Genomic DNA, 25,985 nt, shown 5'->3' with positions numbered 1-25,985 from the left:
TACTCGAGAAAACGGCCCTCGCCAGCCTTAGATTGGGGCGAGGGCTTCTTGTTTCCCGTTACCCCTTGGGAAAGCCTTCGGTTTCCACCGTATAACCCGCTGCGGTCATGACGCGCATCAATTCGGCATGGCCGATCTCGGCCATCTTCTGCGGCGGAGCCTTGCGCGGATCCTGTTCGGCTTCGACCACGAACCAGCCTTCATAGCCGTAGTCCGCAAAACGCTTGACGATGGCGCCGAAATCGAGCGAGCCGTCGCCCGGCACCGTGAACGCGCCGAGTGCCACCGCGTCGAGGAAGGACTGCCGGCTGCGATCCAGCGCATCCACGACAGGCTTGCGGATATCCTTGACGTGAACGTGGTTGATGCGGGCGTGGTGGTTGTCGATGGCGCGCAGCACGTCGCCGCCGGCAAAGGCCAGGTGACCGGCATCGAGCAGCAGCGGAATGCCTTCGCCGGAATTGCGCATGAAGGCATCGAGTTCCGGTTCGGTTTCGACGACTGCGGCCATGTGGTGGTGGTAGGAGAGCGGCATGCCCTGCTCGGCGCACCATTCGCCGAACTCGGTCACGCGGCGGGCATAGGCCTTCATCTCGTCATCCGAAAGGCGCGGCTTGGTGGCGAGCGGCTTGGAGCGGTCGCCCTGGATGGAGCGGCCGACTTCGCCGTAGACGATGCAGGGTGCATTGACCGCTTTGAACAGTGCGATCATCGGAGCGATGCGGTCCTTGTTTGCGGCCAACTCCTCGTTGACGAGCGTGCCCGAGAACCAACCGCCGCAAAGCGTCACGTCGGCGGCGCGCAGGATCGGCAGCATTTCGTCAGGGTTGCTGGGGAAACGCCGGCCCTGTTCCATGCCGGTGAAGCCCGCACCACGCGATTGCCGCAGGCATTCTTCGAGGGATACGTCGTCGCTGAGCTCCGGAAGGTCGTCGTTCCACCAGGCGATGGGCGACATGCCGAGTTTGGCCTTCATCAATGGTCTCCTTGAAAGCAGTGTTGGAGGAGCTGAAACGCTCCTCCAGAAAAATGACGGAAATCGATCAGCCGATACGCTGGCCGGCGCGGGCTTTTTCATAACCCGCACGGGCCTGATTGACCTCGGCGCGCGGGCTGACCTCGGGAACGGCGACATCCCACCAATGCCCGCCTTCGTCTGTTGTGATCAGCGGATCGGTATCGATGACGATGACCGAGGTGCGGTCGTTCTTTTTCGATGCTTCGATCGCCTCTTCCAACTCGGCGATCGAGGCGACTTTGACCGCAATGGCGCCCATGCTCTCGGCATGTGCCCGGAAATCGATCTCGGGCATGATCTCGTGACGCGAATCCTTGAGCAGATTGTTGAAGTTGGCGCCGCCGGTCGCCATCTGCAGCCGGTTGATGCAGCCGTACCCTCTGTTGTCGAGGAGGACGACCGTCAGTTTCAGGCCGAGCATGACCGAGGTCGCCAGCTCCGAATTCAGCATCATGTAGGAGCCGTCGCCGACCAGGACGATGACGTCCTTGTCCGGGCGTGCCATCTTCGCGCCAAGGCCGCCGGCGATCTCATAGCCCATGCAGGAGAAGCCGTATTCCATATGGTAGCTGCCGGGTGCGGTCGCCGGCCACAGCTTGTGCATCTCGCCCGGCAGGCCGCCGGCTGCGCAGAGCACGATGCTTTTCTCGCCGCCGATCGTGCGGGTGACGGCGCCGATCACCTGGGCGTCGGAGGGCAGGGCGACATTCGTCGTCGCCATCGCCTTGGCGGCGGCCTCCAGCCAGATCTTCTTTTCCCGTGTTGCTTTCTCGGCAAGCGCCGCCGGAGCTTTCCAGCCGGAAAGGCCGGCGGACAGGGCCTTCAGCCCCTCGCGCGCATCTGTCACCAAGGGGTGACCATTGTGCTTCAGCGCATCATAGGCCGCGATGTTGACGCCCACCATCGTCAGTTTTTCGTTCTTGAACAGCGCCCAGGAACCGGTGGTGAAATCCTGGCAGCGTGTGCCGACGGCGATCACCAGGTCGGTTTCTTCCGCAATCGCGTTTGCGGCCGATGTGCCGGTGACGCCGACCGAGCCAAGCGCCAACGGATGCGTTTCGTCGATCGCCGATTTACCAGCCTGTGTCACGACGACGGGAATGGCATGTGCTTCCGCGAAAGCAGCAAGCTCCTTCGTCGCCTGTGAGTAAAGCACGCCGCCACCGGCGACGATCACCGGCTTTTCGGATTTACGAATCAAGGCGATGGCATTCGCCAGTTCGTCCGCATCTGGCTGCGGGCGGCGCGGCGTCCAGACACGTTCCTCGAAGAAGCTTTCCGGATAGTCGAAGGCCTCAGCCTGTACATCCTGGCAGAGCGACAGCGTCACCGGGCCGCAATCGAGCGGATCGGTCAGCACCTGCATGGCGCGCGTCAGCGCCGTGATGATCTGCTCTGGCCGGGTGATGCGATCGAAATAGCGCGAAACCGGACGGAAGGCATCGTTGGCCGACACCGTGCCGTCGCCAAAATCCTCGATCTGCTGCAGCACCGGATCGGGCGCGCGGTTGGCGAAGACATCGCCGGGGAGGAAAAGCACGGGGATACGGTTGACATGCGCCACGCCGGCGGCAGTCACCATGTTCAGTGCGCCGGGACCGATCGATGTCGTGCAGGCCATGAAGCGCTGGCGGAAGCTCGTCTTCGCATAGGCAATGGCGGCATGCGCCATGCCCTGCTCGTTATGGGCACGGTAGGTCGGCAACTCCTCACGCACCTGGTAGAGCGCTTCCCCCATGCCGGCCACGTTGCCATGGCCGAAGATCGCCCAGACGCCGCCGAAGATCGGCTGCTTCTGGCCATCGATCACTGTCATCTGCTTTTTGAGGAAATGCGCGACGGCCTGAGCCATCGTCAATCGGATCGTCTTGCCCATGGGGCGCCTCCCAAATGCATTTTAGTCTATTGTTTGCGCGTCGCTTGACCCCGAAAAGCGGTATTTGCCTTTCGGAGCGATGCGCCAGCTATTCCAGGCCGCGGGTTTTCAGCCACGCCTGGGTCAATTGCCGGAAGCGGCCGGCCATATCGGCGATCGCTTCCTCGTCGTTCATGCCGCCCGACATCCACGCACGGGCCGCATCGGAGAAGATGGTCCGCCCGACGGCGAAACCCTTGACCGAGGGCGCGGCGAGCGTCGCTTCGAAGCTGCGGATCAATTCCTCCGCCGGCGCCTCCAGGCCAAGCAACACGATACCTCTGCACAATGGATCATTTTTGGCGATCACGGCATCGATTTTTTTCCAGGCCGCGGTCGATTCCTGCGGTTCTAGCTTCCACCAGTCCGGCTTTATGCCGATCGCGTAGAGCTCTTCCATTGCCGTCGGGATCGTATCGTCGGTCAGCGGTCCGTTCTTGCCGGCGATGATTTCGACCAGCAGCTCGCGGCCGACCTTGCGCGCCGCTTCGAACAGAGTGCGCAGCTTTTCCTGTTGCTCCGCCTTCAATTCCGCGGGATCGTCGGGATGGTAGAAGCAGAGGCACTTGATGCAATGATTGAGCGGCCATTCGACGAGTTGCGAGCCGATGTCCTGGCTGAATTCGAATTTCAGCGGCTTCGAGCCCGGCAATTCGACGGGGCGGCCGATCCAGGTGAAGTTCTTTGTGGCGGCGTCGAAGAATGCGTCGCGACCGAAGCGCTCGTCGATCAGCATGCCGTAGCCGGCGCGCCCATCCGCAACCCGCGCCGCCGCCTCGACCGCAAGCCGTTTGAAGGCAACGATCCTGTCGTGACCAATACCCAGTTCGTCGGCGACGCTGACGAGCTGCGAGCGATGATCGATGGCAAGCGCCATCAGCAACGGAATCTCGTCACTGCGGCGCGTCGTCGCCCAATGAATATGGCTGATCGCCTCGTCCTTGCGCAACGCCCGGTGCTTGCTGCCCGTCTTCAGGAAGAAATCGAGTTCGGCCCAGGTCGGATATTCCGGCGAGCAGAGGAGGCGCGAGACCGCAAAGGCGCCGCAGGCATTGGCCCAGGTGGCGCAGGTCTTCAGCGGTTCGTCGCGCAGGAAGCCGCGCAGGAAACCGGACATGAAGGCATCGCCGGCGCCGAGCACGTTGAACACTTCGATCGGAAAACCCTGCCCGACAATGCCGGCCTCAAGGTCGTTGGAGATTGGTCCATCATAGACGATGCAGCCCATGGCGCCGCGCTTCAGCACGATGGTTGCCGGAGAGAGGCGTCGGATTTCCTTCAATGCGCCGAGCACGTCGTCGGCGCCCGAGGCAATCATGATTTCCTCTTCAGTGCCGACGATCAGGTCGCAATCCGGCAGCGTCTCCTTCATCTTCGAGGAAACGCGATCCGATTTCACATAACGTTCGAATCCCTCGGCATGGCCGGCAAGGCCCCAGAGATTCGGCCGGTAATCGATATCGAAGATCACCTTGCGGCCGTTCGCCTTGGCGATGCGGATCGCCTTGCGCTGTGCGGCTTCCGTATTCGGCTTGGAAAAATGCGTGCCGGAGACGAGGACTGCGCGGGAGGACTTGATGAAATTCTCATCGATGTCACCCTCGTCGAGCGCCATGTCGGCGCAGTCGGAGCGATAAAAGATCATCGGCGACACGCCCTCGGCCTCGACCGCAAGCAATACCAGGGCCGTCAGCCTTTCCTTGTCGGTGGCGATCCCTGCTGTCGCCACACCTTCGCGTGCCGTCTGTTCACGGATGAAACGGCCCATCTGTTCGTCGCCGACGCGGGTGATCAAGCCGGATTTCAAGCCGAGGCGCGCTGTGCCGATAGCGATATTGGCAGGGCAGCCGCCGACGGATTTCGCAAAGGATGCAATATCCTCCAGCCGCGAGCCGATCTGCTGTCCGTAAAGATCGACGGAGGAGCGGCCGATGGTGATCACGTCGAGTATTGGCTCCGGCTGGGCGCCAGGATTGTCTTGTGCCATTATGTCCTCCCGTCCAGGCATGATCCCGATAACTCTTCAGTTTCCGATGGGGTCACGCGTCATTGAAAGTGCCGGTCCGTCCGTCTTCGTTTTCGTCCGGGCTCTGGTAGATCTTGCGGCCATCTCCTGCAGCCGCGTTCATGGATATAATGAAACATTGGTTCCGTAATTTTGTCAATTCGGAATGTTTATTCCATTTTGGATTTGTGGAATTTTGCGACCGCTTCTTTCCTTCGCCGTTCGGCTATAGCGACGGGGAAGGCCATGATCAGCGCCATGGATGCCGACAGCGAGCGGAAGCCGGCAAAATCGGCCTCCGCCACCTCGAACCAATGGGTGGCGCAGCCCGTAAGCGGGGAAAAGGCCGAATCGGTAATGGCGATGACCGGCACGTTGCGTCCGGCGAGATCCTGCGCCTGGGCCAGGCTGTCGGCAGCGTAAGGGGAGAAGCTCGCAGCTATCGCCGCGTCCCTTTCCGTGGCAAAGCGGGCAAGCTCGCCATCGATGCCGTTCGGCGAAGCAACGATCTGATGGCGGATGTTCAGTTTGGAAAAGGCGTAAGTCATGTGCGCCGTCAACGGGTATGAACGGCGCTTGGCGATAAGATAGATCGTCTCGGCCGCGGCGAGCACATCGACCGCCTTGGCAAAGGTATCCGTCTCGATGGTCGCGGCAAGCTTGTTGATCGACTGACTGGCGGCAGAAAGGAAGCCCGAGAGAATGCCGGCCTCTTCATCCTCGATGCCGGATTGTTCGAGCGTGATCAGCCGCTCTTCGTAGCTCAGCGTCCGGTCGCGGAGCCGCTCGCGGAAAATGCTCTGCAGGTCGGAGAAGCCGCCATATCCGAGATGATGGGCAAGACGTACCAGCGTCGAAGGCTGGACATCGGCTGCCGTGGCGATGCTTGCCGTGGTGCCGAAGGCGATTTCGTCGGGATTGCCGAGTGCAAAGGCCGCGACCTGTGCCAGACGTTTAGGCATGGAATTCTTGCGCTCGATGATAATGCTGCGAAGGCTTTCAAAATCCCGCGGCACCTTGGTTCGCGTTTCGATTTCGTTATCCATGCCTGCGCCCTTCTCGACGGTATCTCCGTCAATGAAACAAATATTCCATATTTCCCACCATAACGGATTTTGAATAAATCGGCACGATTATTTTTAAGCGCCTGAATTTACTTCCATAAATATCATTTCACGGATGATATGCCATAATCGATCGGTGCGCCGGCTTGTCAAAACGGTCCAAATATTCCAAAAATCGCCCATGCTTCAGGAGGAAGCTGGTGGAGGAAATGGATATGAAGTCGCTTGGCGTCGGACTGATCGGAACCGGCTATATGGGCAAATGCCATGCGCTGGCGTGGAACGCGGTCAAGACCGTCTTCGGCGATGTCGAACGCCCGCGCCTCGTTCATCTTGCGGAAGCCAATGGCGAGCTGGCGAAAGCGCGTGGTGACGAATTCGGTTTCGAAAAGGCGACCGCCGACTGGCGTGAACTGATCGCCGATCCCGAAGTCGATGTCGTCTCCGTCACCACGCCAAATCAATTCCATCCGGAAATGGCAATCGCGGCGCTGGAGGCCGGCAAACATGTCTGGTGCGAAAAGCCGATGGCGCCGGTCTATGCCGATGCCGAACGCATGCTGCGCGCCGCCAAGGCTTCGGGCAAAGTCGCCATCCTCGGCTACAATTATATCCAGAACCCGGTGATGCGGCATATCAAGACGCTGATCGGCGAAGGCGCGATCGGCGAGGTCAATCATGTCCGCGTCGAAATGGACGAAGACTTCATGGCCGATCCCGAGGGCTTCTTCTATTGGAAAAGCGAGCTTGCGAGCGGTTATGGCGCGCTCGACGATTTCGCCGTGCATCCGCTGTCGCTGCTCTGGTTTTTGTTCGGCCATGTCGAAGCTGTTATCACCGATATGGGAAGGCCCTATGCCGAACGGCCCTTGAAGGACGGCGGGCGGCGCGCGGTCGAGAATCACGACTTGGCCAATGTGCTGATGCGGCTCGGTGGCGGCATCTCCGCCGTGCTGATGGCGAATCGCTCCGCCTGGGGCCGCAAGGGCCGCATCGCGCTGCAGATCTTCGGCTCGAAAGGATCGATCGTTTACGATCAGGAGCGCATGAACGAATTCGAGCTTTATCAGGCGGATGGCAGGCAAAGCGAACAGGGCTTCCGCAGAATTCTCGCCGCGCCGGCTCACCGGCCCTACGACCGGTTCATCCCTGCGCCAGGCCATGGACTGGGCTTCAACGATCTGAAGATCATCGAATGCCGGGAGCTGATCCGCGCCATTTCCGGCGATGCGGCATCCGTCGTAAGCTTTGTGGATGGCCTGCGCATCGAAAAATCGGTGCATGCCATGGCGCAATCGTTCCATGAGCGTCGCTGGGTCGAGATACCGGCCTGAGCTTCTGCCCTAATTTCCTCCCGATCTCAGGCGCAAGGTCAGCTATGATTGACGCTTGCCAGGGGAGACGTTACCCCTGAAATCCCTGGGAGCGCCGTCCTATATCAGGATAACGAGCCGCTATAACTATATAATGGAGTAAGGATCGTGACGGGCAGATTGGTCATTGTCGGGGCAGGACAGGCCGGTTTCGCGCTTGCCGCCAAAGTGCGGACGCTCGGAGATTCGAGGCCGATCACCATTATTGGCGCGGAGGAAAACCTTCCCTATCAGCGACCGCCGCTGACCAAGAAATATCTCCTCGGCGAGATGGCCTTCGACCGGCTGCTGTTTCGCCCTGAGCATTGGTATGCCGACAACAATGTCGAAATCCGTCTCTCCACCTGGGTCGAGCAGATCGACCGGGCCGCAAAACAGGTGATGATGCAGGACGGTTCGGCGCTGGGATATGAGACGCTGGCGCTGGCGACCGGCGCCATGCCGCGCCGGCTGCCGCCCTCGGTCGGTGGCGCGCTCGAAGGTGTCTATCTCGCCCGCGACAAACGCGATGCCGATCAGCTCGCGAGCGAAATGCGCGCGGGCCGCCGTGTTCTCATCATTGGCGGTGGCTATATCGGTCTCGAAGCGGCGGCGGTTGCCCGCCACCGCGGCCTCGAGGTCACCCTGATCGAAATGGCCGACAGAATCCTGCAACGGGTCGCCGCCCGAGAGACGGCCGACATCATGCGGGCGATTCACCGCCAACATGATGTCGTCATCCGCGAAAAGACCGGGCTCAAGCAACTGATAGGCAAGAACGGCCATGTCGTTGCCGCCGAGCTGTCTGATGGCTCCACGATAGACGTCGATTTCGTTATCGTCGGCATCGGCGTCGCCCCAAATGACCGGCTGGCCAAGGAGGCGGGACTGGGAGTTGGCAACGGCATCGTCGTCGATTCGTTTGCCCGAACCTCCGACCCCTCGATCTTCGCTGTGGGCGATTGCGCCGAATTGCCTTGGAATGGCGGCCGCATCCGTCTCGAATCGGTACAAAACGCCGTCGACCAGGCCGAAGCCGCAGCCGGAATCATTGCCGGCGGCAATGAGCCTTATGATCCGAAACCATGGTTCTGGTCGGATCAATATGACGTGAAATTGCAGATCGCCGGCTTCAACCTCGGCTATGACGAGACCCTTCTGCGCGCCGGTGGCCGCGAAGGGTCGGCTTCGGTCTGGTATTTCCAGGACGGCCGCTTCATCGCCGTCGATGCCATCAACGATGCAAAGGCCTATGTGACAGGCAAGAAGCTGCTGGAAACCGGCATCAACCCGGAAAAGGCGATTCTGGCCGATTCGGCTGCGGACCTTAAGCAGTTGCTGCGTTGAGAGGGAAGTGCACGCCGGCTCGGGTTCGCCCTGAACGACGTGCAGACCGCCGAATGCAGGGAGAACGTGCATGGAGGCGAAAAAGCGCTTGCGTCGATAAATGATTGGCCGTATCAGGGCCGCACCGGAGAGGTGGCCGAGTGGTCGAAGGCGCTCCCCTGCTAAGGGAGTATACGTCAAAAGCGTATCGTGGGTTCGAATCCCATCTTCTCCGCCATCCCGCTTTTTGTCCATACCGAAGACATAGGTAACAGTTTGTCCCTAAGACATGGGTGACAATCTCGTGCCGAACGGGTTGTCGATGGTTTGCAAGCTCTTTGCTCCAGCTCAACATATCCCAGATCATACGGCATGAATGCACCGGCTGGCCGGCCTGATTCGTCTGCGCCTCTGGCCCTTGGTCCTTGTAATGGCTGAAGACTCCCGCGCGAGATGCTGAATTGGTGGCCCTCACCGCTCACGCTTTGGCCTTCCAGAAGGCGGGCGCCAAATCGCAGACATTTTGCCAGTACCGAAGTCTCCCTCCACGGCGCTGCCGGCAATTGATTCTTTTCTGTCATTCCGCTGCAATCTTGCTGGCGAATAATCGGCAATATCGATTCTCGATCGAATCGACCGCAATAGAATCACAGCCTCGCGGCGCTGCGGTAAGGTGGTGAACGTGGATTTGCTTGTTCGGCAGTGTTGACGGTTATCCCGGCAGATGTCGAAAATGGCGAGCTTGACGTCACGGCAGCCCTGATTTGCCCTGGATCGGCCATTGTGACAGCCGGTCTCCTTCCCACGTCATCATTTAAAAGCGGCCTGTAAGTGCTAGTACCGTAAGGGCTTTCTTAACAAACTATAAACAAATGCAGGCCCCGCATCGTGGACTTGTGTCCTTTCGGCAACAGGAATTGCGGAAGGCTCACGCAAATCCCCGTTTCCGATAAGATGTAGATTGCGTGACAGTTCGCGTCTTGTATTTTCAATTTCGGAAGCGAGGGCGATTGATCGTCCACTTCTTGAAACACGAGGATGGGGCAGGGAATGCCTTCGGGTAGTTCTCATTCTCGATTGAAACTTTGACTGGAGGTCAATAATGAACATCAAGAGCCTTCTTCTCGGCTCCGCTGCTGCGCTTGTAGCAGTTTCCGGTGCTCACGCGGCTGACGCTGTTGTCGCCGCTGAGCCGGAGCCGCTCGAATACGTTCGCATCTGCGACGCATACGGTGCGGGCTACTTCTTCATTCCGGGCACCGAAACCTGCCTCAAGATCGGCGGCAAGGTTCGTTCGGAAGGTGAATGGTACGACGCTTACAACCCGAACAACGTTCGTGGCACGCTCTGGCACACCCGTGCTGAGTTGAACGTCGAAACCGCGACCGATACCGAATACGGTCCGCTGAAGACGAACACCATCCTGCGTTGGGATTGGCAGGAAGGCGGCTCCACGAGCACGAACCTTCTTTGGGCATACATCAGCCTCGGCGGCTTCAGCGTTGGTAAGCAGGACTCCTGGTTCAACCAGTTCACTGGTTATGCTGGCGACGTCATCAACGACGACGTGGTCTATGACGGCCCGTACGAACTCAACCAGATCACCTACAACTACGACGCCGGCAACGGCTTCACGGCTGTGATCTCGTTGGAAGACAGCAATTCTGGCGTTGGCGCACATGGCTCTAACGGCGAAGACAGCTCGGATCACTATGCTCCGGACGTCGTTGCCGGTGCTGGCTACAAGGCTGGCGCATGGTCCTTCAAGGTCGTCGGTGGTTATGACTCCATCGTCGAAGAAGGCGCTATCAAGGCTCGTATCGACGCTGACTTTGGCGTTCTCTCTGCCTTCGTCATGGGCGGCTGGAACACGGACGGCGACAAGCTGAACAAGTACGCTGGCTCGAACGGTGGCGGCGACGCTGCTGGTATCGGCTGGGGCGATTGGGCAGTTTGGGGTGGCGTTGGCGTTCCGATCAACGAAAAGCTGAAGTGGAACCTGCAGCTCGCTTACACCGACTCGAAGATCTTCGCCGCTACGACGAACCTCAAGTTCAACCCGGTCAAGAACCTGCTCATCGAGCCGGAAGTTTCCTACACCAACTGGGATTCGATCAACGAAGACCAGTGGGCTGGTATCCTCCGCTTCGAGCGCACTTTCTAATCTGATTTGACCTCGGTCAGAATCTGATTGTCACATTGGTGACGAAAAGCCCGGCTTTCGAGCCGGGCTTTTTGCATTTCGGGACAGCCGATCTCCGGTGCATCGAACAACGAGGAATTATATTTCGAATATCCTAAAATTATAATGTGCTGAACCTAATATAGATTTACGATCTGAGTTCTTGCGCAGAGTAATGCCAAGTAGAGTTCGATTTTTGACCGCGGCAACTGTGTGACAGTTTTGCGACGTGATTTTTGTGCAACGCGAGATTCGAAACGAGCGTCACATATGATTATAGTTTGTCTCTGATATTGCTCTGAAAAATTCGATCTGTAGGTTCCCAAATCGGAAGCAAGACTTCTCGTCTTGGTTCTCCCAGATCAGGGGTCAACTTTGAACACGGGGTGGGGTAGGGCCCGTCGATTTCTCGGCGCGAATTCTCATACCTAATCGATATTTAGAACTGGAGTTATTATGAACATCAAGAGCCTTCTTCTCGGCTCCGCTGCTGCGCTGGCAGCAGTTTCCGGTGCTCATGCAGCCGATGCCGTCGTCGCCGCTGAGCCGGAGCCGCTTGAATACGTCCGCATTTGCGACGCTTATGGCGCTGGCTACTTCTTCATTCCGGGCACCGAAACCTGCCTCAAGATCGGCGGCATGGTCCGTACCGAAGGCGGCTGGTACAATGCCTACAATCCGGGTCCGGGCGGCGACCGCGGCACCTACTGGCACACCCGCGCTCAGCTCAGCGTCGACACTGCAACGGACACCGAATACGGTCCGCTGAAGACCAACACCGTCTACCGTTTCGACTGGAACGACGGCAACGCAACGACCACCAAGCTGCTCTGGGCTAACATCAGCCTCGGCGGTTTCCTGGTTGGTAAGCAGGACTCGCAGTACAACCTGTTCGCAGGATACGCCGGCGACGTCATCAACGACGACGTGGTCTATGACGGCCCGTACGAACTCAACCAGATCACCTACAACTACGATGCAGGCAACGGCTTCACGGCTGTCGTCTCGCTCGAAGACTCCAACTCCGGTTCGGATACGTCTTCCTACGGCGGCGCTTGGGTTCAGTCCAAGGCTGACCACTATGCACCGAACGCCGTTGCCGGCGTTGGCTATAAGGCTGGCAACTTCGGCTTCAAGATCGTCGGCGGTTACGACTCGATCGTCGAAGAAGGCGCTATCAAGGCTCGCGTCGACGCTGACTTCGGCGCGTTCACGGCCTTCTTGATGGGCGGCTGGAACACCGACGGCGACAAGCTCAACCAGTACGCCGGTTCGAACCTGAACGCATCTGCTTGCCCGGTTGGCCGTGGCGATCTCTGCGGCTGGGGTGACTGGGCTGTTTGGGGTGGCGTTGGCTACAAGATCAGCGACAAGCTGAAGTGGAACGTGCAGCTCGCCTACACCGACTCCAAGATATTCGAAGCCACGACGAACCTGAAGTTCAACCCGGTTAAGAACCTGCTCATCGAGCCGGAAGTTACCTACACCAACTTCGATTCTGTAAACCAGGATCAGTGGGCTGGTATCCTCCGCTTCCAGCGCAGCTTCTAATTCGGTTTTCAAAGCCGAATTGGCAAAACTTACACTCTGATCTGACCTCCGATCAGAAAGGGATTGGCCCGGTTTTCCCAACCGGGCCTTTTCTTTTTGCGCTGTGCATGTCGATGGTGCCGCGCGGGAGCTTAGATGGCTGCGAGAAAATGCCGAATCGCGAGCGGAATATCCCCAAGATGCAAAATCGGAGCATGTCCTTGCCCGATAGCAATCTTTGTCGTCATGCCGGGATGGCGCCGTGCCATCTCCTCTAGGCTGGCTGTCGTCAGCAGTTTGGAATTCTCCCCTCGAACCACCATCAACGGGATATTTCGAAACGCCTCGAACTGTGGCCAGAGATCCGGCAGCGGCGTTTCGAAATCGAGCGACTTCATCTGTGCGGCGATAACAGGATCGAAATCCGCGACGACTTTGCCATCAGTGAGCGTATAGATCGCCCGAGCCATCTCGCGCCAATCGTCGTCCGTGAGCGCCGTGAAAGCGCGACTATGATTCTCCTGCAGAATCTCGACAGCTTCGTCCCAATTGGCTGGTTTCCTGCCGCGGTTCAGATAATCGCGAATATCGACAAGCCCTTCCTTTTCCAGAACGGGACCGATGTCGTTGAGAATGACGGCCTTGAGAATATCGGGATGGCTAGCGGCCAGCAGATGCAGAACGAGACCGCCACGCGACGTGCCGATAAAGACGGCATTCGGTATATTCAGCGCAGCGCAGGTTGTGAGCACGTCCTGGGCCTCGACGGCGAGATTGTAGTGGCTTTTCTCATCATCCCAGGCCGATAGGCCGCGCCCGCGGAAATCGAGCGTAATCACCCTGCGCGGCGCCACCGGATCACGCGACAGAAGCAGCGCCAAATCATGAAAATCCCGGGAGTTGCGGGTCAGACCCGGCAAACAGACTACCGGCGGCAGGCCCGAGATTGAATCGTCGCCGTAATCGCGTGCGTAGAGCCTTAGCCCGTCCGGCGCCGAAATCGTTCTGCTGACAAAGCCGCTTTCATTGTCATTGTGCATGGATAGCCCTCGTGAATGGCGTTTCACGAGGGATGTAACGCGATTTTTTTGTCTTGAACAATCGCGCTTGTGCGGGCAGGGAGCTCAGCCGCGTCCGTAGATCAGATCGTGCTCGATATCGGTCTTCTGGCCCAGCCGGGCCTTGTAGACCTGATAATTCTCCATGACACGCTGGACATAGTTGCGCGTTTCGGGGAAGGGAATGCGCTCGATCCAATCGACGACATCGTCGATCGATTTGCCACGCGGGTCGCCGTAGCGGCTGATCCACTCCGGAACCTTGTTCGGACCTGCATTGTAGGCGATGAAGGTCAGAATGTAGGAGCCGCCGAAGGCGTCGATCTGCTCGCCGAGGTAATGGGCGCCCAGCGTCGCGTTGTAGCCGGCATCCTGCGTCAGCTTGTCCGCGGAATAGGCAATGCCATGACGGCTGGCGACTGCCTTGGCGGTTTTCGGCAGAAGCTGCAGCAGACCGCGCGCATTGGCAGACGAGATCGCTGCCGGGTTGAAGGCGCTCTCCTGCCGGGCAATGGCGTAGGCGAGCGCCTTGCCGGAACCGGAGATATTGGCGTTGTCCGGAATGACGCCGATCGGGAAGGCAAGCGCTGCGACATCGACGCCCCGGCCATAGGCGATCTTGCCGACCTGCAAAGAAAGCTGGTGATTGCCGGAGCGCTCGGCCTGCGCCGCCAGCATGGCGATCTCGCCGGGGCTCTGCAATTGTTTCGCCAGTGCTCGATAAAGGGCGTCAGCCCGCCAGCCGTGACCTGCCGCTTCGAGATGTGCGATAGCCTGGACCGCTTCGCGGGATTGGAAGCGTTCCCGGTCTTCGGTCGTTGGCGATGGATAGGTGACGTTCAGCGTGCGGCGGCCCAATTTTTCGGCCGCGAGCTGGCCATAGAAGGTGCTCGGATAGGAGGCTGCCTTGGCATAGAAATCCGTCGCCTTGCCGGGGGCGCCGGCTTCGGCGGAGCGGCCGAGCCAATACCAGGCGCGCGACAGTGAGATCGGACCGTTCGACACCTGCAGAATTTTACGGAAATGCGTTGCGGCCGTCGCTCCGTCCTGCAGCCCTCGCAGCGCATACCAGCCGGCATGGAATTCCGCCTCGCCGATATCCTGCGCGCTCTCGGCGACGCTGGCGTCGACGATGCGATAAGCAGTTTTGAATTCGCCTTGATCCACGAGGCCGCGGCTGACGATGCGCTGCTCGTCCCACCATTGGCTGGCATTAACGAGTACGCTGCGGTCGCGCGGTATCTGCATCAGGAGATTGGCGGCATCGTCATATTTATCCTGACGACGCAGGTTCTCGACCCGCATGAACAGATAGGCGGGGTCGTTTCGCCATTGCGAATCGATATTGGCAAGCAAAGTTCCGGCATTGGCGGAATGATTGTTGACGGCTGCCCAGGCCTTGTAGAGCGATTGCGCCCGGCAGAGGTCGCCGAAACGCTTCGCCTGCGCGGTGCGGCCGCGATAAAGCAAATAGTCCATCCGCGCCTTATGATCGGCAGGCGACAGCAGGCTGGAGAATTCGGCAAGGATCTTGTCTTCGAAGGACTTATCGAGTCCTTCGTTACGCCAGATCTTGCGGATAAGCTTGGCAGCTTGCGCCGATGCACCGCGCGAAACCAGGGCGCGTGACAGGATGACCGCGCCTTCCGGCGTTTCTGGCTGCGTATTGCCAAAGGCGGCAAGCACTTGATCGGCGGGCGGATTTTCAGCGTAAAGCGCGCGTTCGGAATTACCGCGCAGGCTGGAAAGACCCGGCCAACCGGCGAGTTCACGCGCCGCCGCGGCGATTTCGCCGGACGGAACGCCAGGCTGGCTAGAGGTGGCGATTGCCCAGGTCAGAATGTGGCGATCGAGCGTGCCCTGGCTCATGCCATTGCGGATGGCGAGCGCCTGCATCGGATTCTTACTGGAAAGGGCATCCAGGCCGGCTTTCAAATCGCCGCTGACGGGGGCTATGGCCGAGCCGCGCGGGATCGATCCGGTATTCAACGGATCCGGTATGGTCATCGCCACATCGGTCGTTTCGGGGATGGTCGTCTGTTCGCCGGGAAGCTGTGAGGCCAAAGCACTCCACGCGACCGCCACGCCCATAGCGGTCAAGATCATCATAGGTCTTTTCATCCGGCTACTCACAACAAAAACCAGGCCCCCTCCATTTGCCGAAGTTTATATTAACGAAACCTTACTGTTGACCCGAATTTCAATCAATTATGATATCGGAAACTGCCCTTTACCATCGAAAGCGCGCTTGTCGCCGTCAAGTGGGCGCTTTATGGTGCGCGGATTCATAACCATGGATTGCGGCTGAAGCATGAAAGCGGCGCCGCGAGGAGACTTGCATGTTCCAGGGGTCCATTCCCGCACTCGTTACGCCCTTCACAGACGCCGGCAAGGTGGACGAAGCGTCCTTCGCTTCCCATGTCGATTGGCAGATCAAAGAGGGCAGCAGCGGGCTCGTTCCCGTCGGCACGACGGGTGAATCGCCGACCCTGTCGCATGATGAGCACAAGCGCGTCGTCGAGATTTGCATCGAGGTGGCAGGCAAGCGCGTCCCTGTCATGGCCGGCGCCGGTTCCAACAATACCCGCGAAGCGATCGAGCTTGCCCAGCATGCCGAGAAAGTCGGCGCCAATGCGGTTCTGGTCGTTACGCCTTACTACAACAAGCCGACGCAGAAGGGGCTTTATGCACATTTTTCGGCCGTGGCCGAGGCGGTGAAGCTGCCGATCTATATCTATAATATTCCCGGCCGTTCGGTCGTCGATATGACGCCGGAGACGATGGGCGCGCTTGCCAATGCGCATGCCAATATCGTCGGCGTCAAGGATGCAACCGGCAAGATCGAACGCGTTTCCGAACAGCGCATCACCTGCGGCCGTGACTTCCGCCAGCTTTCCGGCGAGGATGCGACGGCCCTTGGCTTCAACGCCCATGGCGGCGTCGGCTGTATCTCGGTGACCGCCAATGTCGCGCCGCGCCTTTGTGCCGACTTCCAGGCGGCAACGCTTGCCGGCGATTATGCCAAGGCACTGGACTATCAGGATCGCCTGATGCCGCTGCACAAGGCGATTTTCATGGAGCCCGGCGTCTGCGGCGCGAAATACGGTCTTTCCCGCCTTGGCCGGATGAGCCGCAATGTGCGCTCGCCGCTGCTCTCGACACTGGAGCCTAGCACCGAGGCGGCGATCGACGCTGCCATGCGTCATGCCGGTCTGTTGGACTGACGGCAACACCAGCGCGCTCACGAAATGCCCCTGTCGAGACCGCTCTCTTCACAAGGAGGGCGGTCTCGCTTATTTAAGGTTTGAAACCTTGTCGGGCCGGTGACCGCTGCCGGAATTGACGTACGAAAAAGAAGAAGAATCATGGCACCCAAAGGCAGCCAACGCGTGGTGAAGAAGATTGTTGCGGAAAACCGCAAGGCACGCTTCAACTACGAGATCATCGATACCTATGAGGCAGGGCTCGTGCTGAAAGGCACGGAGGTCAAATCGCTGCGCGAAGGCAAGGCCAACATCGCCGAATCCTATGCCTCCGATGAGGACGGCGAGATCTGGCTGATCAATTCCTATCTGCCGGAATATCTGCAGGCGAACCGCTTCAATCATGAGCCGCGCCGCCGCCGCAAGCTTTTGCTCTCCGGCCGCGAGATCGGCCGGCTGCGCTCCGCCGTCAATCGCGAGGGCATGACGCTGATCCCGCTGAAGATTTATTTCAACGATAGCGGCCGCGCCAAGCTGGAGCTGGCTCTCGCCAAGGGCAAGAAGATCCACGACAAGCGCGAGTCCGAGAAGGAACGCGATTGGAACCGGCAGAAGAACCGGCTGCTCAAGGATAATGGGTGAGATAAGCGAATGCGAAGCTTTATCTCGTCCGCACCGGCGAGATGAAGCTCCGCACTTCTTCGATTATTCGTCGACTTCGACGGCAGGCGCTGGTTCAACCGGGCGCTGCGGGCGCTCGGAAGGGTCTCGGCCGATTTCGGCCTTCAGCGATACAAGGTCGATGAAGTGATCCGCCTGGCGACGCAAGTCGTCGGCGATCATCGGCGGTTGTGTAGCCATCGTGGAGATGACGGAAACTTTGCGGCCGCGGCGCTGCAATGCTTCCACCAGGGTGGTGAAATCGCCGTCGCCGGAAAAGATGACCAGATGATCGACGGTTTCTGACTGCTCCATGGCGTCAATTGCCAGCTCGATGTCCATGTTGCCCTTGATCTTGCGGCGGCCCATGGAGTCGGTGAATTCCTTCGCCGGCTTGGTAATGACCTTGTAGCCGTTGTAGTCGAGCCAATCGATGAGCGGGCGGATCGAGGAATACTCTTGGTCCTCGATAAGTGCGGTATAGTAATAAGCCCGAAGCAGATATCCCCGCTTCTGGAAGGCCTTTAGCAGCTTGCGATAATCGATATCAAAACCAAGACTTTTCGACGCAGCGTAAAGATTGGCGCCGTCTATAAAAAGTGCAATTTTTTCGCGTGGGTCGAACATCGCTTACATATCCATTGTTACCAAAACGCAATTACTTTTATCCAAAATGCAGTCAAAACAATGTCTTGTATGACGCCCAAGAATAATTCGTATTACTTTATGAATTATTCATATAAACGAGATTTAGGGCACGATTTATGATATTCCAAGCAACCAAAGGTTGAATACGTAATTTGTCTAATGAATTTTAGCGCATTGTGGAGGGATTGGGAGCCCTGAAGCAGGAAAAACTTGAATTTGCCATCGTTTGCTTGTATCGGGCGTGCTACTCCGAGACATGATGACGACATCACGACCGCAAAGGACAGGCAATGGCCCGTGTCACAGTAGAAGATTGCATTGATAAAGTAGAAAACCGGTTCGAACTCGTGCTGCTTGCCAGCCATCGTGCTCGCCTGATTTCGCAGGGTTCCTCGATCACCATCGACCGTGACAACGACAAGAACCCCGTCGTCGCGTTGCGCGAAATCGCCGACGAGACGCTGTCTCCCGACGATCTGAAGGAAGATCTGATCCACTCGCTGCAGAAGCACGTCGAGGTCGATGAGCCCGAGCCCGATCCGGCAAGCCTCCTGGCTGCCGGCGGCACCGCTTCGGCTTCGGGCGATGAGGAAGAAGATCAGCCGGAAGCCGTTACCTTCGACCAGATGTCGGAAGAAGAGCTTCTCGCCGGTATCGAAGGTCTTGTTCCGCCAGAAAAAAGCGACGATTACTGATCGTCGCGCTTGATGCTCTAACCAAGAGCGATATGATGAAGTAATGCGTGCGCCGGTCGTAGACTGGCGCGCTTTTATTTTGCGGGAGTAGCTTGGGAATGATGCGGCAATACGAGCTTGTCGAGCGTGTGCAGAAATACAAGCCCGATGCCAATGAAGCGCTTCTCAACAAAGCCTATGTTTATGCGATGCAGAAGCATGGGCAGCAGAAGCGTGCCAGCGGCGACCCCTATATTTCCCATCCTCTCGAAGTTGCCGCCATTCTGACAGACATGCGTTTGGATGAATCGACGATCGCCGTCGCCCTCCTGCACGATACGATCGAAGATACGACCGCGACGCGGGCTGAAATCGATGAGTTATTCGGCGAGGATATCGGCCGCCTCGTCGAAGGCCTGACCAAGATCAAGAAGCTCGATCTCGTCACCAAGAAGGCAAAGCAGGCAGAGAATCTCCGCAAGCTGCTGCTGGCCATTTCCGACGATGTCCGTGTGCTCTTGGTCAAACTGGCCGACCGCCTGCATAATATGCGCACGCTCGACCATATGTCGCCGGAGAAGCGTGCCCGCATTTCCGAAGAGACGATGGATATTTATGCGCCGCTTGCCGGCCGCATGGGTATGCAGGACATGCGTGAAGAGCTGGAGGAGCTTTCCTTCCGCCACATCAATCCGGAAGCGCATGACACAGTCACCAAGCGCCTTGAAGAACTGTCACGGCGCAACGAAGGCCTGGTGAAGAAGATCGAGACGGAATTGCGCGACCTGCTGGTCGCCAATGGCCTCGCCAACGCCATGGTCAAGGGCAGGCAGAAGAAGCCCTATTCGGTCTTCCGCAAGATGCAGTCGAAGTCGCTTTCCTTCGAGCAGCTCTCCGACGTCTACGGTTTCCGCCTGCTCGTCGATGACGTTCCTTCGTGCTATCGCGCGCTCGGCATCGTGCACACGCGGTGGCGCGTCGTGCCAGGTCGGTTCAAGGACTATATTTCCACGCCGAAGCAGAACGATTATCGTTCGCTGCACACCACCATTGTCGGCCCGTCCAGCCAGCGCATCGAGCTGCAGATCCGCACAAAGCGCATGCATGAGATCGCCGAGTTCGGCATTGCTGCCCATACGCTGTATAAGGACGGCACCAACAACAATGGTGATGGTGAATTGCTGTCGCGCGAAAGCAATGCCTATTCCTGGCTGCGCCACACCATCGAGGCGCTGGCGGAAGGCGACAGCCCCGAAGAATTCCTCGAACATACCAAGCTGGAACTGTTTCAGGATCAGGTCTTCTGCTTCACGCCGAAGGGCAAGTTGATCGCCCTGCCGCGCGGCGCGACCCCGATCGATTTTGCCTATGCCGTACACACCAATATCGGCGATACTACCGTTGGCGCCAAGATCAACGGCCGCATCATGCCGTTGGTGACGCGTCTCTCCAATGGCGACGAAGTCGAGATCATCCGCTCCGGCGTACAGGTGCCACCGGCGGCCTGGGAAGAGATCGTCGTAACCGGCAAGGCGCGCGCCGCCATCCGCCGCGCAACCCGCCTCGCCATTCGCAAGCAATATGCCGGCCTCGGCCATCGCATTCTGGAGCGCACCTTCGAGCGCGCCGGTAAGGTCTTTTCGCGCGAAGCGCTGAAGCCCGCGCTGCATCGCCTCGGCCAGAAGGATGTCGAGGACGCGATTGCTGCCGTCGGGCGAGGGGAGATGTCGTCGCTCGACGTGCTGCGGGCCGTCTATCCCGACCACCAGGATGAGCGCGTCACGATCAAGCCCGCCGGCGACGAAGGCTGGTTCAACGTCCGTAGCGCCGCGGGTATGATCTTCAAGATCCCCGGCAAGACCAAGGCGGATCTCGCCGCCAGCGTCGAGGGTGTGGATGCCCTGCCGATCCGCGGCCTGGCGGCGGATGTCGAGGTGCATTTCGCTCCGACCGGTGCCGTTCCCGGCGATCGCATCGTCGGGATCATGGAAAAGGGCAAGGGCATCACCATCTATCCCATCCAGTCGCCGGTCCTGCAGCGTTTCGACGACCAGCCGGAACGCTGGATCGACGTGCGCTGGGATCTGGATGAGGCCAACAAGTCCCGCTTCACCGCCCGCATCCTGATCAACGCTTTGAACGAGCCCGGCACGCTCGCCAAGGTCGCGCAGACGGTCGCCGATATCGACGTCAACATCCGTCTCCTCAATACGGTGCGCGTTGCCGCCGACTTTACGGAGATGGCGCTGGATGTCGAAGTCTGGGATTTGCGCCAGCTCAACCAGCTCCTGGTGCAGCTCAAGGAACTCGATTGCATCGCTACCGTGAAGCGGCTTTACGAATAATTAGCTTTTGCAGCGAGATTGCATAGTTTGTGATTATTTTATGATCATAATTGCCCGAGTTGAGGTCAAGGCATGCGCCATTTGCATGGCTGCTTCTATTTTCGAGCTGTGGTAATTAACCTTTGTCACGCCTATCTTCTGGTCATCGAAGAAACGAAACAGAGATGAGAGAAGACAATGTTTGGTCCTATCAAGAAAGTCGCCCGCGCCTTTCGGGTTCCGAGTGCTGAAGAACGTGAAATGGCCTATCTGAATGGCTCGCATGACCGTTTTGATCTTGAATATCGTCAGCGTCAGGTCGATCGCGGCCTGTTCCGTCAGCGTTAATCACTGACAATACTTCCAAAATGGGAAGGGGCGTGCCTATTGCCGCGCCCTAAGAGTATTCCGCCTAAGGCAGACAGGATGTTCCGAGTCCAATAAAGCCAGAGCGCCTGTTCCTGTTCGTTGAACATGTGGCACTCTGGAGAGCATCGGCCTCGCGGTCGGATAATCGATGCATGATATGCTTCGCCGCCCTTGTCATGACGGCCCTCCCTGCACTAGATAAGCCGCATGTTATTTCGCCGCCGAAAACCACTGACCTTGAGGGAAAAATTGCGGGAGCACCTTTGGCCCCGCAAGGGTTTCGTTCGTTCGTTCCAATATTTTGGAAAACGCCTGGTGCGTCTTGCCGCTTCGCCGCATTCGGTGGCAGCGGGCTTTGCCGCTGGCATCGTCGTGTCCTGGACACCCTTCATCGGCGTGCATTTCATCATGGCGATCATCATCGCCTATGTCATAGGCGGCAACGTGATCGCGGCCGCGCTCGGCTGCCTGGCCGCGGGCAATCCCATCACCTATCCTTTCATCTGGGGTCTCACCTGGGAAATCGGTCATCTGATCCTGGCGCGCGACAGCAGCGGCCAGAGTGGTGGCATCGATCTGCCGGCGCTTTGGCATAAGGGCGATCTCCTGCAGCTTTGGGACCCTATCCTGAAGCCGATGCTGATCGGCGGCATTCCGCCGGCAATCGTCACGGGCGTCGTGGTCTATGCATTGACCTACTACGGGGTGAAGAGTTTCAAGAGTCGCCGCAAGGCCCGGCTTATGGAGCGGGCACGCGAACGGCTGGCCCTTGCCGAAAACGCATCGAGCGTTTGACGGACGCAACGTCGTAGCGGCCGGCTGGAGGGCTTTCTCATGATCATCGGGATAGGCAGCGACCTCATCGACATCCGTCGTATCGAAAAGTCGATCGAACGCTTCGGCACACGGTTCACCGAACGCTGTTTCACCGATATCGAGCGCGCAAAATCCGAAGGGCGCAAGAACAAGGCTGCGTCATACGCCAAGCGCTTCGCCGCCAAGGAAGCCTGCTCGAAGGCGCTGGGCACCGGTCTGGCGCAAGGCGTTTTCTGGCGCGATATGGGCGTCGTCAATCTGCCAAGCGGCAAGCCGACCATGCAGTTGACGGGCGGCGCCGCCAAAAGACTGGCCGCAATGCTGCCGGAAAATCATCGCGCCGCCATTCATTTGACGATAACCGATGATTTTCCTCTCGCTCAAGCCTTTGTGATCATCGAAGCGCTGCCGATTGCGGGCTGAATGACGACCATGTGTCGCTTTTAATACCTGCACCATTGCCGCCGTGGTATGAAGCGGATAGAGAGTGCCTGAAAGTGAAGTGCGCCGGTGGGGTGCGAAAAAGGAATAAGACTGCGTGTCCGAGAAAGCCGAAAAACAGCAGAATGTCCTGTGGGAAAACATAAAGGTCATCGTACAGGCTCTGGTCCTGGCCATGATCATCCGCACGGTACTATTTCAACCCTTCACCATTCCGTCCGGCTCGATGATGCCCACGCTTCTTGTTGGCGACTATATCTTCGTCAATAAGTTCGCTTACGGTTATTCCAAATATTCTCTGCCTTTCTCGCCGGATCTGTTCAGCGGCCGCATCTTCGGCAGCGAACCGAAGCGGGGCGATGTCGTGGTCTTCCGTTTCCCGCCGAATCCGGATGTCGATTATATCAAGCGCGTCATCGGCCTGCCGGGTGACCGTATTCAAGTGAAGAACGATATTCTCTACATCAACGGTCAGGCTGTTCCGCGTGAGCCGCACGGAACCTTCGCCTCGGATTACAGCCAGGAGCCGGGCGACGATATCCCGGTTTACAGCGAGCGCCTGCCGGATACCGGCAAGGTCTACGATACACTGGACCTGTCGCAGACGTCGCGCGGCGACAACACGCAGGAATATGTCGTGCCTCCGGGCAGCTATTTCATGATGGGTGACAACCGCGACAATTCCGACGACAGCCGTTTCGACGTGGGTTATGTGCCGGCTGAGAACCTGATCGGTCGTGCCAGCGTCATCTTCTTCTCGCTCGGTCACGACACCTCGTTCCGCGAAATTTGGAAATGGCCGACCAACATGCGTTGGGACCGCCTCTTCAAGGTTGTCGAATGACGAAGACGCAGACGCTCCCGCAGGCGGATCGTGTCAGGCTTGAAGCCGCAATAGGCCACGAATTCGCCGAGAAGGGGCGCCTCGAATGGGCTCTGACGCATGCCAGCGCCCGCACCCACAAAGCCGGCAATTACGAGCGGCTGGAATTTCTCGGCGACCGGGTTCTCGGCCTGTGCATCGCCGAACTTCTTTTTCGAACCTTCGGCGCGGCGACCGAGGGCGAACTGTCGGTGCGCCTCAATCAGCTTGTCAGTGCCGAGACCTGCGCCGAAGTTGCCGACGAGATGCAATTGCATCTCTTCATCCGCACGGGCGCCGATGTGAAGAAGCTCACCGGCAAGCGCATGCTGAACGTGCGCGCCGATGTGGTGGAAAGCCTGATCGCGGCCCTTTATCTTGATGGCGGCCTCGAAGTGGCGCGCAAATTCATTCTGCGTTATTGGGAGCGCCGCGCCATCCGTCCCGATGGCGCAAGACGCGATGCCAAGACGGAATTGCAGGAGTGGGCGCACGCGAAATTCGGCGTCACGCCCGTTTACAGGGTTGATGACCGAAGCGGACCGGATCATGATCCCCGTTTCACGGTAACGGTAGAAGTGACGGGAACCGCGCCCGAGACTGGTATAGAGCGCTCCAAGCGCGCCGCCGAGCAGGTGGCTGCGACACGGATTTTGGAGCGCGAAGGTATATGGCAGCCCCAGCCTGTTCAGAAATGAAAATGACTGCCTAGAAATGACGGAAAAAATGACCAATCAGGAAGATCTGGCCGGCGAAGGCGCGGCTGAAAATATCGGCCCCACGCATTCGGGTTTCGTAGCCCTTATCGGCCCGACCAATGCGGGCAAGTCGACGCTCGTCAACCGGCTCGTCGGCGCCAAGGTATCGATCGTCAGCCACAAGGTGCAGACGACGCGCGCCATCGTGCGCGGTATCGCCATCCATCACAATGCGCAGATCGTCTTCATGGATACCCCCGGCATTTTCAAGCCGCGCCGGCGCCTCGACCGGGCCATGGTGACATCAGCCTGGGGCGGGGCCAAGGATGCGGATCTCATCATGCTTCTGATCGACAGTGAGCGCGGAATACGCGGCGATGCCGAAGCCATTCTCGAAGGGCTGAAGGAGGTTTCCCAGCCGAAAATCCTCGTGTTGAACAAGATCGATCGCGTTCGCCGCGAGGACCTGCTGGCGCTTGCCGCCGCTGCGAACGAGAAGATTACCTTCGAGCAGACCTTCATGATTTCAGCCGAAAACGGTTCGGGCTGCGGCGATGTCATGGATTATCTCGCAAAGACCCTGCCGGAAGGTCCGTGGTATTATCCCGAAGACCAGATTTCCGATCTGCCGATGCGTCAGCTCGCCGCCGAAATAACCCGCGAAAAGCTGTTTCTGCGGCTGCATCAGGAACTTCCCTATTCCTCGCATGTCGAAACGGAAAAATGGGAAGAGCGCAAGGACGGTTCGGTTCGCATCGAGCAAGTGATCTATGTCGAGCGCGAAAGTCAGAAGAAGATCGCCCTTGGCAAATCGGGCGAGACGATCAAATCGATCTCGACGGCCTCGCGCAAGGAGCTGTCCGAAATTCTCGAACAGCCGGTGCACCTTTTCCTGTTCGTCAAGGTGCGTGAGAATTGGGGTGACGATCCGGAACGCTTCCGCGAAATGGGGCTGGAGTTTCCGCGCTGACGGAACAATTTCCCGTTGAGTGTCTTACCTCACGACAGACGTCGGACAGATCGCTTCCACCGGCGCGATCGAAGGGGCGCGAATGGTCAAGACCACGACGATCCACAGGGAGAAGACGCCGTGCCAACTCTGTCCGCTGCGGCGATTGCCGCACTTCCGCGAGTTCAGTCGCGAGGAACTGAGTTTCGTCGCGGATTTCAAGAAGGGCGAACTTGTCGTCGACCCCGGTGCGACGATCTTTCTGGAAGGTGCCCACAGCGCTCACCTGTTCACGATTCTTTCCGGCTGGGGCTTTCGCTATAAGACCCTCGAAGATGGGCGTCGGCAGATTCTCAACTATGTGATGCCCGGCGACCTTGTTGGCCTGCAGGGCTCGATCATGGGCGAGATGCAGCATTCGACCGAGGCGTTGTCGCCGGTCTCTCTTTGCGTTTTCGAGCGTACGGAGCTGATGGCGCTCTATAATAAGCACCCGTCGCTCGCCTTCGATCTCACTTGGATCGCCGCACGGGAAGAACGCATTTTGGACGAGCATCTATTAAGCATCGGGCGCCGCTCCGCGCTGGAAAGAGCCGCCTATCTGCTCGCCTACCTGCATCAGCGGGCCAAGGCCCTGCATCTCTTCGATGGCAGCAATGTCATCCCCATTACGCAGCAGCACATTGCCGATACGCTCGGCCTTTCTATCGTTCATACGAACAAGACGTTGAAAAAGCTATCTGAACGCGGATTGATCCGGTGGCAGGAGCGCGGCTGCGACGTGTTGAACAGCAAGGGCCTTGCCGCTCTCGCCGAATGGGACGGGTTGGATGGAGGCAGGCGGCCATTCATCTGACATGGCGGCATTGATGTGGCTGCTACATGTCTTTT

The 25,985-nt window shown here is 58.6% G+C and carries 22 protein-coding genes and 1 tRNA gene; 16 read left to right on the top strand and 7 right to left on the bottom strand.

Annotation, left to right across the window (positions count from 1 at the left end):
- Nucleotides 1-58: 58 nt before the first annotated feature.
- From iolE to K290_RS0119160, 4 genes are all read right to left on the bottom strand, one after another.
- The gene (iolE, locus tag K290_RS0119180) at nucleotides 59-976 is read right to left on the bottom strand and encodes a myo-inosose-2 dehydratase (RefSeq protein ID WP_028753444.1); all 918 of its coding nucleotides are present in this window, start codon (nucleotides 974-976) and stop codon (nucleotides 59-61) included.
- A gap of 67 nt (nucleotides 977-1,043) precedes the next feature.
- Nucleotides 1,044-2,894, bottom strand: coding sequence for a 3D-(3,5/4)-trihydroxycyclohexane-1,2-dione acylhydrolase (decyclizing) (gene iolD, locus K290_RS0119175; protein WP_028753443.1), 1,851 nt, complete (start codon nucleotides 2,892-2,894; stop codon nucleotides 1,044-1,046).
- Nucleotides 2,895-2,982: 88 nt separating this feature from the next.
- Entirely contained in the window at nucleotides 2,983-4,920 is a 1,938-nt protein-coding gene (locus K290_RS0119170) for a bifunctional 5-dehydro-2-deoxygluconokinase/5-dehydro-2-deoxyphosphogluconate aldolase (protein ID WP_028753442.1), read from the bottom strand.
- Between the two features lie 188 nt (nucleotides 4,921-5,108).
- The gene (locus tag K290_RS0119160; protein WP_028753441.1) at nucleotides 5,109-5,984 is read right to left on the bottom strand and encodes a MurR/RpiR family transcriptional regulator; all 876 of its coding nucleotides are present in this window, start codon (nucleotides 5,982-5,984) and stop codon (nucleotides 5,109-5,111) included.
- Nucleotides 5,985-6,217: 233 nt separating this feature from the next.
- On the opposite strand from K290_RS0119160, the gene K290_RS0119155 reads away from it, so the two are divergent.
- The 5 genes from K290_RS0119155 to K290_RS0119135 all read left to right on the top strand — a co-directional run bounded on the left by K290_RS0119155 (nucleotide 6,218) and on the right by K290_RS0119135 (nucleotide 12,413).
- Entirely contained in the window at nucleotides 6,218-7,336 is a 1,119-nt protein-coding gene (locus K290_RS0119155) for a Gfo/Idh/MocA family protein (protein WP_028753440.1), read from the top strand.
- A 147-nt stretch (nucleotides 7,337-7,483) separates the two neighbouring features.
- On the top strand, nucleotides 7,484-8,701 hold the full coding sequence (locus K290_RS0119150; RefSeq protein WP_028753439.1) for an NAD(P)/FAD-dependent oxidoreductase: 1,218 nt from the start codon (nucleotides 7,484-7,486) through the stop codon (nucleotides 8,699-8,701).
- A 126-nt stretch (nucleotides 8,702-8,827) separates the two neighbouring features.
- A tRNA-Ser gene (locus K290_RS0119145) sits at nucleotides 8,828-8,918 on the top strand.
- Between the two features lie 864 nt (nucleotides 8,919-9,782).
- On the top strand, nucleotides 9,783-10,844 hold the full coding sequence (locus K290_RS0119140) for a porin (protein WP_028753438.1): 1,062 nt from the start codon (nucleotides 9,783-9,785) through the stop codon (nucleotides 10,842-10,844).
- Between the two features lie 474 nt (nucleotides 10,845-11,318).
- On the top strand, nucleotides 11,319-12,413 hold the full coding sequence (locus tag K290_RS0119135; protein WP_028753437.1) for a porin: 1,095 nt from the start codon (nucleotides 11,319-11,321) through the stop codon (nucleotides 12,411-12,413).
- A gap of 131 nt (nucleotides 12,414-12,544) precedes the next feature.
- Here the strand turns inward: K290_RS0119135 and K290_RS0119130 are convergent, their stop codons facing one another.
- Nucleotides 12,545-13,432: an alpha/beta fold hydrolase gene (locus K290_RS0119130; RefSeq protein ID WP_028753436.1), complete on the bottom strand. Its 888-nt coding sequence runs from the start codon at nucleotides 13,430-13,432 to the stop codon at nucleotides 12,545-12,547.
- An 84-nt stretch (nucleotides 13,433-13,516) separates the two neighbouring features.
- Complete coding sequence (locus K290_RS0119125; protein ID WP_028753435.1) at nucleotides 13,517-15,571, bottom strand: lytic transglycosylase domain-containing protein; 2,055 nt, start codon at nucleotides 15,569-15,571, stop codon at nucleotides 13,517-13,519.
- Between the two features lie 218 nt (nucleotides 15,572-15,789).
- Between K290_RS0119125 and dapA the strand changes: the two genes are divergently transcribed.
- A complete protein-coding gene (gene dapA, locus K290_RS0119120) occupies nucleotides 15,790-16,674 on the top strand; it encodes a 4-hydroxy-tetrahydrodipicolinate synthase (RefSeq protein ID WP_028753434.1) in 885 nt (294 codons plus the stop codon).
- A gap of 141 nt (nucleotides 16,675-16,815) precedes the next feature.
- Entirely contained in the window at nucleotides 16,816-17,295 is a 480-nt protein-coding gene (gene smpB, locus K290_RS0119115) for an SsrA-binding protein SmpB (RefSeq protein WP_028753433.1), read from the top strand.
- 63 nt (nucleotides 17,296-17,358) lie between these two features.
- Here smpB and K290_RS0119110 read toward each other — a convergent pair whose 3' ends face one another.
- Nucleotides 17,359-17,940, bottom strand: a complete 582-nt coding sequence (locus K290_RS0119110) for a LabA-like NYN domain-containing protein (protein ID WP_028753432.1) — start codon at nucleotides 17,938-17,940, stop codon at nucleotides 17,359-17,361.
- A gap of 311 nt (nucleotides 17,941-18,251) precedes the next feature.
- Here K290_RS0119110 and rpoZ point away from each other — a divergent pair, with 311 nt between their 5' ends.
- The 9 genes from rpoZ (at nucleotide 18,252) to K290_RS0119065 (ending at nucleotide 25,950) form a co-directional block, all read left to right on the top strand.
- Nucleotides 18,252-18,656 carry a DNA-directed RNA polymerase subunit omega gene (rpoZ, locus tag K290_RS0119105; protein ID WP_028753431.1) on the top strand — a complete coding sequence of 135 codons (405 nt, stop codon included), beginning with the start codon at nucleotides 18,252-18,254 and terminating at the stop codon, nucleotides 18,654-18,656.
- Between the two features lie 98 nt (nucleotides 18,657-18,754).
- On the top strand, nucleotides 18,755-20,980 hold the full coding sequence (locus tag K290_RS0119100) for a RelA/SpoT family protein (protein ID WP_028753430.1): 2,226 nt from the start codon (nucleotides 18,755-18,757) through the stop codon (nucleotides 20,978-20,980).
- 177 nt (nucleotides 20,981-21,157) lie between these two features.
- The gene (locus K290_RS36300; protein ID WP_065091588.1) at nucleotides 21,158-21,307 is read left to right on the top strand and encodes a DUF3563 family protein; all 150 of its coding nucleotides are present in this window, start codon (nucleotides 21,158-21,160) and stop codon (nucleotides 21,305-21,307) included.
- Between the two features lie 228 nt (nucleotides 21,308-21,535).
- Nucleotides 21,536-22,123, top strand: coding sequence for a DUF2062 domain-containing protein (locus tag K290_RS0119090; RefSeq protein ID WP_028753429.1), 588 nt, complete (start codon nucleotides 21,536-21,538; stop codon nucleotides 22,121-22,123).
- A gap of 39 nt (nucleotides 22,124-22,162) precedes the next feature.
- Entirely contained in the window at nucleotides 22,163-22,567 is a 405-nt protein-coding gene (gene acpS / locus K290_RS0119085) for a holo-ACP synthase (RefSeq protein WP_028753428.1), read from the top strand.
- Between the two features lie 115 nt (nucleotides 22,568-22,682).
- A complete protein-coding gene (lepB, locus tag K290_RS0119080; RefSeq protein WP_028753427.1) occupies nucleotides 22,683-23,429 on the top strand; it encodes a signal peptidase I in 747 nt (248 codons plus the stop codon).
- Nucleotides 23,426-24,145 (top strand): ribonuclease III, encoded by a 720-nt coding sequence (gene rnc / locus K290_RS0119075; protein WP_028753426.1) that lies wholly within the window; start codon nucleotides 23,426-23,428, stop codon nucleotides 24,143-24,145. The genes lepB and rnc overlap by 4 nt, the downstream gene beginning before the upstream one ends.
- A gap of 28 nt (nucleotides 24,146-24,173) precedes the next feature.
- Nucleotides 24,174-25,115, top strand: coding sequence for a GTPase Era (gene era / locus K290_RS0119070; protein WP_028753425.1), 942 nt, complete (start codon nucleotides 24,174-24,176; stop codon nucleotides 25,113-25,115).
- A gap of 82 nt (nucleotides 25,116-25,197) precedes the next feature.
- Complete coding sequence (locus K290_RS0119065; RefSeq protein ID WP_028753424.1) at nucleotides 25,198-25,950, top strand: Crp/Fnr family transcriptional regulator; 753 nt, start codon at nucleotides 25,198-25,200, stop codon at nucleotides 25,948-25,950.
- Nucleotides 25,951-25,985: the final 35 nt, after the last annotated feature.

The sequence above is a fragment of the Rhizobium leucaenae USDA 9039 genome (genome assembly GCF_000426285.1).
Classification (GTDB): domain Bacteria; phylum Pseudomonadota; class Alphaproteobacteria; order Rhizobiales; family Rhizobiaceae; genus Rhizobium; species Rhizobium leucaenae.
The sequence above is the reverse complement of the archived record's forward strand: the minus strand, read 5'-3'. Positions and strand labels throughout refer to the sequence as shown.

What these genes read in the sequence shown, in the direction of transcription:
- K290_RS0119100 (WP_028753430.1), top strand. Translation starts at nt 18,755, where the DNA reads ATGATGCGGCAATACGAGCTTGTCGAGCGTGTGCAGAAATACAAGCCC.
- K290_RS0119090 (WP_028753429.1), top strand. Translation starts at nt 21,536, where the DNA reads ATGTTATTTCGCCGCCGAAAACCACTGACCTTGAGGGAAAAATTGCGG.
- K290_RS0119140 (WP_028753438.1), top strand. Translation starts at nt 9,783, where the DNA reads ATGAACATCAAGAGCCTTCTTCTCGGCTCCGCTGCTGCGCTTGTAGCA.
- rpoZ (WP_028753431.1), top strand. Translation starts at nt 18,252, where the DNA reads ATGGCCCGTGTCACAGTAGAAGATTGCATTGATAAAGTAGAAAACCGG.
- K290_RS0119170 (WP_028753442.1), bottom strand. Translation starts at nt 4,920, where the DNA reads ATGGCACAAGACAATCCTGGCGCCCAGCCGGAGCCAATACTCGACGTG.
- rnc (WP_028753426.1), top strand. Translation starts at nt 23,426, where the DNA reads ATGACGAAGACGCAGACGCTCCCGCAGGCGGATCGTGTCAGGCTTGAA.
- K290_RS0119155 (WP_028753440.1), top strand. Translation starts at nt 6,218, where the DNA reads ATGAAGTCGCTTGGCGTCGGACTGATCGGAACCGGCTATATGGGCAAA.
- K290_RS0119135 (WP_028753437.1), top strand. Translation starts at nt 11,319, where the DNA reads ATGAACATCAAGAGCCTTCTTCTCGGCTCCGCTGCTGCGCTGGCAGCA.
- iolE (WP_028753444.1), bottom strand. Translation starts at nt 976, where the DNA reads ATGAAGGCCAAACTCGGCATGTCGCCCATCGCCTGGTGGAACGACGAC.
- dapA (WP_028753434.1), top strand. Translation starts at nt 15,790, where the DNA reads ATGTTCCAGGGGTCCATTCCCGCACTCGTTACGCCCTTCACAGACGCC.
- K290_RS0119160 (WP_028753441.1), bottom strand. Translation starts at nt 5,984, where the DNA reads ATGGATAACGAAATCGAAACGCGAACCAAGGTGCCGCGGGATTTTGAA.
- K290_RS36300 (WP_065091588.1), top strand. Translation starts at nt 21,158, where the DNA reads ATGTTTGGTCCTATCAAGAAAGTCGCCCGCGCCTTTCGGGTTCCGAGT.
- smpB (WP_028753433.1), top strand. Translation starts at nt 16,816, where the DNA reads ATGGCACCCAAAGGCAGCCAACGCGTGGTGAAGAAGATTGTTGCGGAA.
- K290_RS0119110 (WP_028753432.1), bottom strand. Translation starts at nt 17,940, where the DNA reads ATGTTCGACCCACGCGAAAAAATTGCACTTTTTATAGACGGCGCCAAT.
- K290_RS0119130 (WP_028753436.1), bottom strand. Translation starts at nt 13,432, where the DNA reads ATGCACAATGACAATGAAAGCGGCTTTGTCAGCAGAACGATTTCGGCG.
- era (WP_028753425.1), top strand. Translation starts at nt 24,174, where the DNA reads ATGACCAATCAGGAAGATCTGGCCGGCGAAGGCGCGGCTGAAAATATC.
- K290_RS0119065 (WP_028753424.1), top strand. Translation starts at nt 25,198, where the DNA reads ATGGTCAAGACCACGACGATCCACAGGGAGAAGACGCCGTGCCAACTC.
- K290_RS0119125 (WP_028753435.1), bottom strand. Translation starts at nt 15,571, where the DNA reads ATGAAAAGACCTATGATGATCTTGACCGCTATGGGCGTGGCGGTCGCG.
- acpS (WP_028753428.1), top strand. Translation starts at nt 22,163, where the DNA reads ATGATCATCGGGATAGGCAGCGACCTCATCGACATCCGTCGTATCGAA.
- iolD (WP_028753443.1), bottom strand. Translation starts at nt 2,894, where the DNA reads ATGGGCAAGACGATCCGATTGACGATGGCTCAGGCCGTCGCGCATTTC.